General features: G+C 66.7%; 13 protein-coding genes and 1 tRNA gene. 8 read left to right on the top strand and 6 right to left on the bottom strand.

The features are described 5' to 3' along the window. Window positions 1–237: 237 nt before the first annotated feature. A complete protein-coding gene (locus tag OG300_RS08025; protein ID WP_405493705.1) occupies window positions 238–1,455 on the top strand; it encodes an alanine--tRNA ligase-related protein in 1,218 nt (405 codons plus the stop codon). Window positions 1,456–1,534: 79 nt separating this feature from the next. Continuing rightward, window positions 1,535–2,050 carry a hypothetical protein gene (locus OG300_RS08020; RefSeq protein ID WP_405493703.1) on the top strand — a complete coding sequence of 172 codons (516 nt, stop codon included), beginning with the start codon at window positions 1,535–1,537 and terminating at the stop codon, window positions 2,048–2,050. Between the two features lie 22 nt (window positions 2,051–2,072). On the opposite strand, the gene OG300_RS08015 is transcribed toward OG300_RS08020, so the two are convergent. The 3 genes from OG300_RS08015 to OG300_RS08005 are packed head-to-tail and all read right to left on the bottom strand — an operon-like array spanning window position 2,073 to window position 3,655. Continuing rightward, window positions 2,073–2,927, bottom strand: a complete 855-nt coding sequence (locus tag OG300_RS08015; RefSeq protein ID WP_405493701.1) for a helix-turn-helix domain-containing protein — start codon at window positions 2,925–2,927, stop codon at window positions 2,073–2,075. After that, a complete protein-coding gene (locus OG300_RS08010) occupies window positions 2,908–3,426 on the bottom strand; it encodes a DUF6879 family protein (protein ID WP_405493699.1) in 519 nt (172 codons plus the stop codon). The genes OG300_RS08015 and OG300_RS08010 overlap by 20 nt, the downstream gene beginning before the upstream one ends. Then, complete coding sequence (locus tag OG300_RS08005; protein WP_405493697.1) at window positions 3,410–3,655, bottom strand: hypothetical protein; 246 nt, start codon at window positions 3,653–3,655, stop codon at window positions 3,410–3,412. The genes OG300_RS08010 and OG300_RS08005 overlap by 17 nt, the downstream gene beginning before the upstream one ends. 97 nt (window positions 3,656–3,752) lie before the next feature. On the opposite strand from OG300_RS08005, the gene OG300_RS08000 reads away from it, so the two are divergent. Together OG300_RS08000 and OG300_RS07995 are read left to right on the top strand one after the other, a co-directional pair. Continuing rightward, entirely contained in the window at window positions 3,753–4,094 is a 342-nt protein-coding gene (locus tag OG300_RS08000; protein WP_405493695.1) for a helix-turn-helix domain-containing protein, read from the top strand. Continuing rightward, window positions 4,031–4,399 (top strand): hypothetical protein, encoded by a 369-nt coding sequence (locus OG300_RS07995; protein ID WP_405498883.1) that lies wholly within the window; start codon window positions 4,031–4,033, stop codon window positions 4,397–4,399. Before OG300_RS08000 ends, OG300_RS07995 begins: the two co-directional genes overlap by 64 nt. Here the strand turns inward: OG300_RS07995 and OG300_RS07990 are convergent. From OG300_RS07990 to OG300_RS07980, 3 genes are all read right to left on the bottom strand, one after another. Then, window positions 4,381–4,466 (bottom strand) — tRNA-Ser (locus OG300_RS07990). The two genes, OG300_RS07995 and OG300_RS07990, sit on opposite strands and share 19 nt — an antisense overlap. 107 nt (window positions 4,467–4,573) lie before the next feature. Next, entirely contained in the window at window positions 4,574–6,211 is a 1,638-nt protein-coding gene (locus OG300_RS07985) for an MFS transporter (protein WP_405498501.1), read from the bottom strand. A 292-nt stretch (window positions 6,212–6,503) separates the two neighbouring features. Next, window positions 6,504–7,178, bottom strand: coding sequence for a TetR/AcrR family transcriptional regulator (locus OG300_RS07980; RefSeq protein ID WP_405493693.1), 675 nt, complete (start codon window positions 7,176–7,178; stop codon window positions 6,504–6,506). A 148-nt stretch (window positions 7,179–7,326) separates the two neighbouring features. Between OG300_RS07980 and OG300_RS07975 the strand changes: the two genes are divergently transcribed. The 4 genes from OG300_RS07975 (at window position 7,327) to OG300_RS07960 (ending at window position 12,599) form a co-directional block, all read left to right on the top strand. After that, window positions 7,327–8,730 carry a lipase family protein gene (locus tag OG300_RS07975; RefSeq protein ID WP_405493691.1) on the top strand — a complete coding sequence of 468 codons (1,404 nt, stop codon included), beginning with the start codon at window positions 7,327–7,329 and terminating at the stop codon, window positions 8,728–8,730. Window positions 8,731–8,749: 19 nt separating this feature from the next. Beyond that, window positions 8,750–9,529 (top strand): META domain-containing protein, encoded by a 780-nt coding sequence (locus OG300_RS07970; RefSeq protein WP_405493689.1) that lies wholly within the window; start codon window positions 8,750–8,752, stop codon window positions 9,527–9,529. Between the two features lie 86 nt (window positions 9,530–9,615). Beyond that, window positions 9,616–10,170, top strand: coding sequence for an exonuclease domain-containing protein (locus OG300_RS07965; protein WP_405493687.1), 555 nt, complete (start codon window positions 9,616–9,618; stop codon window positions 10,168–10,170). Between the two features lie 113 nt (window positions 10,171–10,283). Beyond that, window positions 10,284–12,599: a thiamine pyrophosphate-dependent enzyme gene (locus OG300_RS07960; RefSeq protein WP_405498500.1), complete on the top strand. Its 2,316-nt coding sequence runs from the start codon at window positions 10,284–10,286 to the stop codon at window positions 12,597–12,599. Window positions 12,600–12,609 lie beyond the last annotated feature (10 nt).

Here is a 12,609-nt window from a genome sequence, read left to right as displayed (position 1 = left end):
CTGCTCCGATAATCGGTCGCGCTCACCTCGGCATGGTTGCTACCGTGCCCGCCATGAAGGTCCAGTCACCAACGGCAGCCACGGCCGCACGAGCTCTCAGCTCGCCGGTCGCTGCCGCCTGACCTTCCATTCCCCCGCCGGCGCCCGGAAACGGCTCGTCGGTGTGCGTCGGTCTTGTTGCCGCACTTACCCTTCGCGGTCGCTTCCGGTCGAATCCTCTTCGATGGAGCAATCGCCATGATCACTACCGACCAGACCGTCCGAACCTTCCTCGAGTTCTTCCGCGATCGCGGCCACGAACTCACCCCGAGCAGCTCACTGATCCCCCCACCCGGCGATCCCGTCCTGTTCACCACCTCCGGCATGCACCCCCTGACCCCATATCTGATGGGCACCCCACATCCGCTGGGCTCCCGCCTGACCGGCCTGCAACGCTGCCTGCGCACCACCGACCTCGACGAGATCGGCGACGACACCCATCTCACCGTCTTCGAGATGCTCGGATCCTGGTCGCTCGGCGACTACGACGGCCCGCGCAGCCTGCGCTGGGGATACGAACTATTGCGCGACGGCTTCAGCATCCGCCCCGACCGCATGCACGTCACCGTCTTCGGCGGCGACCACGAGGTCGACCCCGACCACCGCTCCTGGGAAACCTGGAGCGACCTCGGCGTCCCCATCGAACCCACCACCCACGACAACTGGTGGTCCAACGGCCCCATCGGCCTCTGCGGCCCCGATTCGGAGATCTTCGTCTGGACCGGCCCCGAATCCCCGCATGGCACACCGACAACCGACGATCGCTGGGTCGAAGTCTGGAACCACGTCATGCTCACCTACCTCCGCCACGAAGACGGCACCCTGCAACCCCTGCCCCGCCCCAGCATCGACACCGGCCTCGGCCTCGAACGCCTCGTCCGAATCCTCCAGAGCCAGCCCTCGGTCCACAACATCGACATCCTCCACCCTTGGCGCACCCTCCTCCCCCAAACCTGGGGCCCATTGGACGAACCGTCCCTCCGCCTACTGACCGACCACCTCCGCTCCACCATCGTCATCCTCAGCGACGGAATCACCCCGTCCCCCACCGGCCGCGGCTACGTCCTACGCCGCCTCATCCGCCGCACCCTCACCACCCTCTGGCACACCAACCCCACCCACACCCTCACCGACCTCCCCTTCGAACTTTTCGAACACACCCTCGACCGCTTCCGACAACCCTCCGACCCCACCGACATCCGCACCCTCCTGTTCGACGAGGAACGCAAGTTCACCCAGCTACTCGACCGAGGCCGAAAGGTGTTGTCCCAAAACCGTTTCAACGGCCCCCTCACCCCCGAGCAGTACCGCTACCTGCACGACACCCACGGCCTCCCCTCCGACCTCATCGGATACCTGCGAGTCGAAAACAACACGGACACAGGCGAGTCCAGCTCGCAGCCGAATCTCCGATGATTTCGATTTGCTTCCAGCCGTGTGAGCTGATGAGGTTCGACCTGCGGTAGTACGTGTGCGGGGATCAAAGGTGGGGGCAATGAAAATCCGAACGGTAATTCTGGCTGTCTCGACGCTGTTCGGAATCGTCAGTTGCTCTTCACCTTCCATCCTGACGAAGCCATCGCAGTACAACGCGTTCGACCTCTGCGACCGGTACCGGTCCTTCCTCCAAGGCGGCCTGTCGATGTCCGATGCAGCGGTCGACGCCCCTATCGGAACCGAAGCGGGAGGCACGGTCGGCTGGACGGCAATCTGCAATGGCAGACACAGCCAGACTCGGCTCATCGGCATGCTCCAGGTATCGAAACCCAGAATCGACGGGCCACTCGACACCCTCGACGCCGACTATCACCCGATCACCGGCTTCGAGGGAAAGGCATGGCTCGACACGCCCTTCCCGAATTGGACCGAGGTGCACGTGGAAGACGGAACCTGGATCGCCGAAATGAGTTTCGTCAAGGAGACCCCTGAACAGGAGCTACTGAACCCGGACGACGTTCAGCAGGTGGCCAAGTTCCTCGTCCAGGTCGCACACGACCTGCGAAACAGCTGACAGCACGCTTCGGCCCGGCATCTCAATCGTCCAGTTCGGCAAGCACTTCGAGAATCAGCGCTCTCGCGTCGCGACCGTAGACGGCCGAATGCTTCAGTACCTCGAACATCCTGGCGTACTGACGGCATTCGGCCGGTTGCGTGACCTGGATGCTTGCCGTTGGCGTCTCGAGGGCGACCAGGTTGTCGTCGAAGATCCAGAAGCCTGTCGACGCGACCGCGTCGCGTCGAGTCATCAGCGGGATGATGCCCAGCGAAATGTTGGGCAGTGCCATGAGTTCCAGGAGTCTTCCCAGTTGACCGGCTTGGATCTCGGCGTCGCCGAACCAGGTTCGCAGGGCCTGTTCCTCGAGGACTACGACGAACCGCTTGCCGCCGCGCTGCAGGATCCGTTGGCGCTCCGCTCGGACCGCCACGGCCTCCTCCATATCGTTGGGTGCGTCGAGAAATTCGATCCAGAACCGCAACATCGCGGCGGTGTATTCGGCAGTCTGGAACAGGCCGGGAATGACGTTGTGCTCGTAAATGCGGAACACGTCGGTCTGCTCGTAGCGCCGCTGGGTGTGAGCACCCAGTACGCGTTTGAGACCAGCGCGCGATTGTCGCCGGAACTCCAGATACGCGGAATCGACCGCGCGCAAGGATGCGATCAGGTCCGGGAGCTGAGCCGAGGCGTCGCAGGCCAGGCACCACTCGTGGATATCTCGATCGGTGGGCGCCTGGACTGCGTTCTCGATCTTCGAGACACGGGTGTAGTGCTGTCCGGTCGCCTCGGCCAGGTCACGGGCGGTCAGACCGGCGTCCTTGCGTATCTCACGTAAGCGTTCGCCGAGTGCTCGCCGTGCCGCCTGTGCCGAGCTAGACGGGCTGGTATTCACGATGAGGGATCGCCCGCGACCACACCGCCTCGAATGCCGTGCGGCACAGCTCTATATCGTGTGGATCGGTGGAGATGGTCTTGGCGGTGGCCAGCCCGTTGCCCGCGTAATGCAGGAACACCACCAGCCGATCATCGAACAGGTAGAAGTCGTTGCCGGGTATCGCGATCGACGACAACCGGCAACGCGGCACCCAGCGAATGTCCTCACCGGCATCGACCATCGGCAGCGCGATGCTGTACGACCACCGCTGATAATCACTCAGAGGTTCCGAAACAATCCGAGCCCGGCGCACTGAACGACCTGCCGTCACATGCGCGCGCAACGTCACACACCACCCGTGCAACCATTCGAGGTCGTCGTGCTCCCCTGCGGCCCATTTCGCCATATGCGGAAGCTCGACGGCGGTTCCGTAGGCATCACGGGTTTCGAGGTGATCGGCGGTGTGTTCGAAATCGGTTAGTAGCCGCCCGAATTCGTCGTCACTGATCGAGGTCACCGGCCGTCTTACTCCCTTCGATGTCACCGGCCGACCCGAAGAAGAACGGCACCAGCCGGTCTGGAATCTCCACGCAGGATTCACCTGCGGGGATGTCCATCTGGGCGAGGGTCTCCGGATCCGCGACATCCCATCCCTGGACCACCCAGGAGCCGCGATCAGTGCGGTACAGCGTCGGAGAGCCGGTCGGATTCGACCCGGGATCCTTGGCGATGAAGGTCAAACGCATGGTGTCCCCCTGCGTGCCGGATTGCGTATTGTTTCTCCATCTTGGCGCCTAAACCTATCTCGGGGCGGGGAATTCGCACTTCACGAAGAAATTTTCGATGATCGCAACATCTCGCAACAACCTTCCGATCGCGATCGCTCGGCTTCTACCGTCCATGTACACGACAAGGACGAACCGACGGCGAGGGACGATGATGGCCTTGACCGAGTCAGAAGCGAAAGTGCTCGGCACGCTCCCGATTTCGAGCATCGCGGCGGCCCTCACGGTCCGCGAGATCAGCCGCGAGACGGGGCTCCCGGAGACCTCGATCCGCCGGGCGCTGCTCCGGCTGGTGCGATCCGGTCTCGCGATGGCCACCCGACAGGGTCCGGCTCGATGGCGATCAACCGACCGTGGCAGACGTGCGATGCGCCGCCCCAGGCCCCAGGACTTCCTGTGATGCGGGCGATCGGATTCATCCTGCGAGAGATTTCAGGCGAGCACATCCGACAACTCGAGGACGCAATGGAGAAAACGGCCGCCGCTCTCGGTTTCGTCTGGCAGGCCACCCTTTTCGCCGACACTCGACGGGAGGGAAACTACGTGCGAATCGTCAACCAGATCGTTCGCGACGACGTCGATGCCGTATTTCTACCCGCATCCGACCATTTGGAACCGCGCGATATCGATGTCCTGCTGACACACACCGCGGTCTATTGCCTCACCGAGGGGCTGAGGCGTAAGTGTGGAAGGTTGAGGAGTTGACCCCCCGGGACTTGTTGCCCGCCTCCGGTTTTCAAGACCGGCTGGCCACCACTGGCCGGAACCTTCCGTAGCTTCCCCTGAGCGGGGGTGCGTTGCAATAACCTTCGCAAAGGGTGGGTGTTGCGGCAACCGAATTTCGTTGTGGGAGGGCCGCGAACAAAGCGCCGCTGGCCGTCAGAGGTGGGTGGGGAGGCGGGCGCCGGGGGTTACGGCTATCAGGTGCATGGTGCGGCCTTCGCCGAGGGTGAATTCTTCGACGCGTTCTTCGGCTCGGCGGTCTACCGCGGTGAGGCGGATTTGGTGTTGGTGCATGTGTTCTTCCCAGGAGCGGACCACGAAGGCTTCGATGTAGCGGTCTTCGTGGCCGACGTCTCGGAAGAGGCGCCATTCCATGGCGCCGGTGCGTTGGCGGGAGCGGCCCACTCGGGCCATGGCTTCGATGAATTCGGGGGCGTTCTCGGGTGGGACGCGGTAGGTGCTCAGGACCATGACGGGGCCGTCTTCGGGGGCGGGTTCGAAGACGAGGGCGGGTTCGGGCCAGTGGGCGGAGGGGGTGGTGTCTACGGAGGCTATTCGGACGGGCCACCACAGGACGCTCAGAGCGCAGGCGGCGAGTAGGACTGCCGCTGCGAGGAGGGCGGGGGTGGTGCCGAGGGTTTCGGCGAGCAGGCCCCAGAGCAGGGAGCCGATGGCTTGGCCGCCCATGAAGACCAGTTGGTAGACGGACAGGCCGCGGGCTCGGACCCAGCCGGGGAGCAGCAGTTGCATGGTGGCGTTCATGGTGGACATCGCGCTCATCCAGCCGAAACCGCCGATCACCAGGGCGATGAGCACCAGTGGGAGGTGGTGCAGCAGGGCCGCTCCGGCGGAGGCGATGCCGAAGGCGATGGCCGAGAAGGCCAGGATGCGGGTCGGTGACAGTACGCGGCGCAGGCGCGCGACCTGGGTGGCGCCCAGGACCGCGCCGACACCGAGCGCGCCCAGCAGCAGGCCGTAGCCGGAGGACGACAATCCCAGGCGGGCGTGCGCGACGATCGGCAGCAGTGCCCACAGCGCGCTGCCGGGGGCCACGAACAGCAAGCAGCGCAACAGGACTCGCCGGACGGCGGGAGCCGCGTGGATGAAGCGCAGACCGGCCTGCAATGCGGCGATCGGGCGTTCGGAAGGCAGGATGCGGTCTTCGGGTTCACGCCGCCAACGCAGCAGCACCACCAGGATCCCCGCGAAAGAGACGGCGTTGAGGGCGAACACCAGCGTCGGCCCGGAAGCCGCGACCAGCGCTCCGGCCAGCGCGGGGCCGACCGCGCGGCCGATGTTCATGCCCATGCTGCTCAATGCGGCGGCGGCCGGAATCTGGTTGCGCGGCACCAGGTCCGGTTGGATCGCCTGCCAGGCGGGTCCGGTCAGCGCCTGCCCGCAGCCGAGCAGGAACAGCACCAGCAGCAGTACGACGGGTGTGGTGCGCCCGGTCGCGGTGAGCACGGCGAGCAGGCCCGCGAGCACGGCCATGGCGGTCTGCGCGCCGATCAGCAGGCGGCGGCGATCCATCAGGTCGGCGAGCACGCCGGACGGGATGGACAGCAGCATGACCGGCAGCGTGGTCGCGGTCTGCACCAGCGAGACCAGGGTGGCGGCATTGGGTTGTTCGACCAGGATCCACTGCGCGCCGACGGTCTGCATCCAGGTGCCCAGGTTGGAGACCAGCTGTGCGATCCACAGCGCCCGGAACACCGTCGACGCCAGTGGCGCCCACGGCGAGGTCGCCGTGGGCGCGGGTGTCTGCGCCCGCACACTCGTCACGAGGGACAGCATATTCACCGCAAATCACCCGAAGGGGACGCCACCCGGTCCGCGCCCCGCCCGATCCTCGAACAGCGGCACCCGTAACACCGACCGACCAGCGGTGATACATACAGACAACCAATTCGGCTCGCGGCAATTCGAACGGACGGCGAATGTCGTTCCCGCTCAGCAACTGCACCCGAGGCGGCCTCGACGCGGATGTGATCCACCGCGAAGACCACCGTCGTACCGGGCTCGCCGAATACCGCAGCAGTGGAACCTCACTGTGGGAGATGCGCGAAAGCCCTGCCGGGCCCGTGGTTCACGCCCCGGCAGGGCTTTCACCTGATCCGACGCCGCCCCGATTCCGTTGCGCGCGTCGCAATTTCCGGGCCGAGTACACCGCGAGCATGTCCTCCACCAGGCTCAGCACGGCATCGTCCAGTTCCGGCCGGGGGAACACACCGCGCACCACGGCCTCGCCCGAGAACAGGTGCAGCAGCATGAAGAACAGCGGTTCACGGACTGCGACAGGGAACCCCGCGAGCAGCCCCGCGGCTTCCACGATCCGCTCGGCATCGCGGTAGAAGCCCTCGGCGACCGGGGCGATGCGATCCCGTAGTTCACTGTCCGAGCGCGCGGCCAGGTAGATCTCACGCAACGAATGGGTGAGGTTGGACTGCTGGGCCGCACGCAGGAACCGCAACGCCACGTCGAGCGGATTATCCTGCGCCCCAAGATGATCCATCGCCGCGGTGAATCCGTCGAGCTGGCGGGTGAAGACCTCCTCGGCGGTGCGCACGATCAGATCCAGGCGGGTGTCGAACTGCCGGAACATCGCCCCGGCCGAGAGCCCGGCCCGCCCGCAGATCTCCTGCACGGTGGTGCGCTGGTAGCCGACCTCGCCGATGGCCGCGATGGTGGCGTCGACCAGTTTGGCCACGGTCGCTGCCCGGCGCTGCTGTTGGGTGCGGCGCGGACGGGAATCTTCGCTCACGGACGACCATCCTGCCCTCGCGGTGTCGGCGGCAAATATCCGGCCCGCGGTGACCGTTGACACATCGCGGCGTCACCGCCTAGCGTTCTCCTAACTTAGAAACCAAGCACTTCCTTTCTTTATCGGCGGCGGTACAGAGGAGTTCGATATGACAGCGGCGACCCGGGCAATCGCCCAGGCCTGCGTGACGGTCGCGGCGGGCATGACCGTGGCCCTGTGCCCGGCGGTGAGCACCCCAGCCCTGGCCCAACCCGTCGATGTGCAACCGGCGCTGCCGTTTCCGGTCCCCCCGGCCCCGCCCTACCTGGATCCCGCGTTCTACCAACCGGATCCGGCGCGGGTCGCCGCCGCCCAGCCCGGCGAGATCCTCACCGCGCGGCAGGTGAACCTCGCCAATCTGTGGCTGCTGCCGTTGAACGTCAATGCCTGGCAGCTGTCCTACCGCAGCACCAATACTCGCGGTGAACCGATCGCGGCGGTCGCCACGGTGATCGTGCCGCATCGGCCCGCGCCCAGCGGACAGCGCGGGCTGGTCTCGTTCCAGATGGCCGAGGACTCCCTCTCGATCAACTGCGCACCCTCCTACTCGCTGCAGATGGGTTCGCTGCCCAATCCGTTGAATCCGGTGATGCAGGCCGAATTCGTCGAGGTGCAGGCGATGCTGCAACTGGGCCACGCGGTGGTTATCCCGGACCATCAGGGCCCGAACGCGGCCTACGCGGTGGGACCGCTGGGCGGGCGCATCACCCTCGACGGCATCCGCGCCACCGAGAACTTCGATCCGGCGGGCCTGTCCGGCAACGACACCCGCGTCACCCTGTGGGGCTACTCCGGCGGCGCGATCCCCACCGCTCACGCCGCCGAACTGCAACCGACCTACGCACCGGAACTGAACCTGGTCGGCTCGGCCACCGGCGGTCTGATGGCCGATATCCGCAGCGCCATCGACTACAACAACGGCACCTCCACCTTCGGCGGCGCGGTACTGGGCGGACTGTTCGGCGTCGCCCGCGAATACCCGCAGGTCGACGCGTTCATCGACCGATACATGAACCCGCTGGGCAAGGCCGTGCGCACCGTGCACGAAAACCAGTGCGTGACATTGCAGTTCGCGGCGTTCCCGTTCGTGAACATCAAGGGCCTGTTCGACTATCCGGGCGATCCGATGCGGTCACCGGAGATGCAGCCGGTGCTCGACGAACTCAGCCTCGGCCACCGCGGCACCCCGACCGCGCCGCTCTACATCTACGAGGCCCCACTCGACGAGGTGATGCCGGTCAACGCGGTCAACAATGTCTACGACATCTACTGCGCGGATCCGAACGCCCGCGTCTTCTATACCCGCGATCTGCTCAGCGAGCATGGTATCGCGGCGGTGTCGAACACCGCGAGCGCCGCGATGTGGCTCAATGACCGGCTCAACGGCGTGCCGGCCCCGGACGGCTGCCACAACCGCGACGTCTACAGCGGCATCCTGGACCCCGGTGCGGTCGGCACATTCGTGAACGCGATCGGGCAGACGCTCGCGTCGGCGCTGGGTATGCCGGTATGAGGTCCGTACCATCGGCCCTATGCCAGCAACTCGTGGATGGGCTCTGCTCGGACTGACCGCCCTGGCCGTGGCCGGATGCTCGTCGAGCGGCGGCACCGACACGCCGCCCGCCACGCTGATGGGCCGCTCGTTCGTCTCCACGGCGGTCACGGGCAGCACGATTCCGGGCGGCGGCCCGCTCACGCTGAATTTCGCCGACAGCCGCATCATCGCGAACGCGGGCTGCAATACCGCCACCGGACCCGTTGACCTGCAAGGCAATACCTTGCAGGTGGGTCAGCTGGCCAGCACTCTGATGGCGTGTCCGGGCGACCGGTCCGACGCGGACGGCTGGCAGCAGGGCCTGCTCTCCGCGCAGCCCACCTGGACCCTGGTCGGCGACACCTTCACCCTGAAGGGCAACGGGATCACGGTGACGATGCTCGACCGCAAGACCGTCAACCCGGACAAACCGCTGACGGAAACCACCTGGATCGTCACCACCCTGCTGCGCCCCGACGCCGAGGTCCGCTCGGTGACCATCGACGAGGTGCGTCCCGCCCTGACCATCACCGCCGACGGCGCGGTCTCCGGCAGCGCGGGCTGCAACAATATGACCGGCAAGGCGCAGATCGACGGCTCCGACGTGACCTTCCAGGTGGCCACCACCCGCATGATGTGCGATCCGGCGGTGATGGAGGTCGAACAGCAGGTGCTACAGGTCCTCGACGGCAAGACCACCGCCACCATCTCCGGCGACGACCTCACCCTGCACAACGCGAACGGCAATGTCGGCCTGAAACTGCACGCCGAGCAGTAGAGCGCCGAACTCGCTCACCGCATCAGGGGTGCGAACCTCGAAAACCGTTGTCGCGCGGCCGTGATGACGGACTACCGTCACGCCACATGAACGACAGATACCTCAATGTGGTGGATGTGGAGGCCACCTGCTGGGAAGGACCGAATCCGGCGGGGCAGCCGAACGAGATCATCGAGATCGGGGTCGGGGTGCTCGATCTCGAGACACGGGTGCGGGTGAGCAAGCACAGTATTCTGGTGCGTCCCGAACGCTCGACCGTCAGCGAATTCTGTACCCGGCTCACGACTCTCACGCCCGAGCAGGTCGCGGACGGGATCTCCTTCGCGCAGGCGTGTGAGCTGCTGCGCCGGGAGTTCCGGGCGGATTCGCGGGCGTGGGCCAGCTGGGGCGACTACGACCGCAAGCAGTTTCATCGGCAGTGCGAGGCGACCGGGGTGCGGTATCCGTTCGGCAGCCGCCACACCAATGCGAAGCTGGCGTTCTCGGCGGCGCGCGATACCCGGCGGCGGTTCGGGATGGCCGAGGCGCTGCAGGTGGCCGGGCTACCCCTCGAGGGCACGCATCATCGCGGCGGGGACGACGCCTGGAATATCGCGGCGCTGATCGCCGACATGGTGGAGAAGCAGACCTGGCCGGGGTGACACGCCGGTGAGCAGCAGAACTGTCCGCCGCGTCGAATCCTGCGGCAGGTAGCACTGTTTCGGATCTACGCTGACGGCGTAGACGGCATTCGACACACAGTTGGGAGGGCGTCATCACCGACCGGGAAGCGGAGCTGGACCAGTGGGTTCGCGCGCAGGTCGCCGCGACGACACCGGGTCCCGCCCGCCCAGCCAACGAACCGATTCCGCCGGGCCCCGGGCTCACCGGGGAGTACTGCCTGCAACTGTTCGACGCGCAGGCGACCTCCCGGCATCTCGACCTGGCTGCGCGGCGGCTGGGCCGCGAGGGGCGCGGGTACTACAGCATCGGATCGTCCGGGCACGAGAGCAATGTGGTGGTCGCGGCCGCGCTGCGAGCCACCGATCCGGCGCTGCTGCACTATCGTTCGGGCGCGTTCTTCGTGCAGCGGGCGCGGCAGGTGCCGGGTCAGGAACCCGTCCGCGATGTGCTGCTCGGCATCACCGCCGCCGCCTCCGACCCCATATCTGGTGGGCGGCACAAGGTTTTCGGCAGCAAACCCGCCCATGTCATCCCCCAGACCTCCACCATCGCCTCGCATCTGCCGCGCGCGGTCGGGCTGGCCTTCGCCCTCGAACGCGCCGCGCGCCTGGGTGTGCGCTGCCCGTGGCCGCAGGACTCGGTGGTGGTGTGCAGTTTCGGTGACGCCTCGGCCAACCATTCGACAGCGACCGGCGCGATCAACACCGCCCTGCACACCTCGTATCAGGGGGTGTCCATGCCGATCCTGTTCGTGTGCGAGGACAACGGGATCGGGATCAGTGTGCCGACGCCGGGCACCTGGATCCGGCAGGCCTACGGGTCGCGTCCGGGCCTGCGCTACTTCGAGGCCGACGGCGCGGACCTGCCCGCGGCCCTGGCGACAGCCGTCGAGGCCGCCGATTACGTTCGCGCACAACGCAAGCCCGCCTTCCTGCGGTTGCAGACGGTGCGGCTGCTCGGGCATGCGGGCTCCGATGTGGAATCGGCGTATCGCCGTCCCGCCGAGATCGCCGCGGACCTGCGGCGCGATCCGGTGGCCGCCACCGCGCGGCTGCTCATCACCACCGGGGTCGCGACACCCGATCAGGTGCTGCGTCGCTACGACGAGATCGGTGCGGCCGTCGCGCTGGCCGCCGAAAGCGCCGCTCGGGAAACATGTTTGGAGTCCGCCGCCGAGGTGGTGGCCGCCCTCGCGCCCGCCCGACCCGACGCGGTGCGCACCGATGCCATGCGTGAACTGCCCGACAGCACCCGCAATGGACTCGTCCCCGCCCCGAATCTTCCGCAGCGATCGGTAACAGCAGTCGAAGGATCGGATGCGACCGCGAATCACGTTCCAGCGCAGTCGAACACGGGCCGCGACGATCCGGCGGCCGACTCCCCCGACCAGTTGACGCTGGCCCAGGCCATCAATGGGACTCTCGCACAACTACTCTCCCGCGACCCCGACGTGCTGGTCTTCGGCGAGGACGTCGGCCGCAAGGGCGGCGTGTACGGCGCCACCAAGGGCTTGCAGCAACGCTTCGGTGCGCGAAGGGTTTTCGACACCCTGCTCGACGAGCAGAGCATTCTCGGCACCGCGCTCGGGGCGGGGCTGGCGGGTTTCGTGCCGATCCCGGAGATCCAGTACCTGGCCTACGTCCACAATGCCGAGGATCAACTGCGCGGCGAGGCCTCCACGCTGTCGTTCTTCTCCGGTGGCCGCTACCGCAATCCGCTGGTGGTGCGGATCGCCGGGCTGGCCTATCAGAAGGGCTTCGGCGGCCACTTCCACAACGACAATTCGATTGCGGCACTGCGCGATATCCCCGGTGTCGTGATCGCCGCCCCCGCCCGCGCCGATGACGCCGCGGCCATGCTGCGCACCTGCGTCTCGGCGGCGCGGATCGACGGGCGGGTGTGCGTGTTCCTGGAACCGATCGCGCTCTATCACGCCCGCGACCTGTATCGGGCGGGCGACGGCGGTTGGCTGGCCGCCACCGCCGGTGTCCGCCATGCCGAGATCGGCCGGGCACGGGTGTACGGCACGGGTGCGGACCTCACCATCGTGAGCTTCGCCAACGGAGTACTCATGAGCCTGCGGGTGGCACGGCGACTGGCGGAGCGAGGCGTGCACGCCCGGGTGCTGGATCTGCGCTGGCTGTCCCCGCTGCCGGTCGATGACCTGCTGCACCACGCGGGGGTCACGGGCCGGGTGCTGATCGCCGATGAAACCCGGCGCACCGGAGGCGTTTCCGAGGCGGTGTGCACCGCGCTGATCGACGGCGGTTTCACCGGGCGCATCGTGCGGGTCACCAGTGCGGACAGTTTCGTCCCCCTCGGACCCGCAGCGTCGACGGTGCTGTTGGATGAGGAGGCCATCGAGTCGGCCGCACACGAGTTGCAGGCAGCGCGGGTGTCCCGGTGACGGCGAGGGT

The sequence above is a fragment of the Nocardia sp. NBC_00511 genome (assembly GCF_045161165.1).
In the GTDB taxonomy this organism is placed as follows: Bacteria; Actinomycetota; Actinomycetes; order Mycobacteriales; family Mycobacteriaceae; genus Nocardia.
Note: the sequence above shows the minus strand (reverse complement) of the source record. Positions and strands in the feature narration are given on the sequence as shown.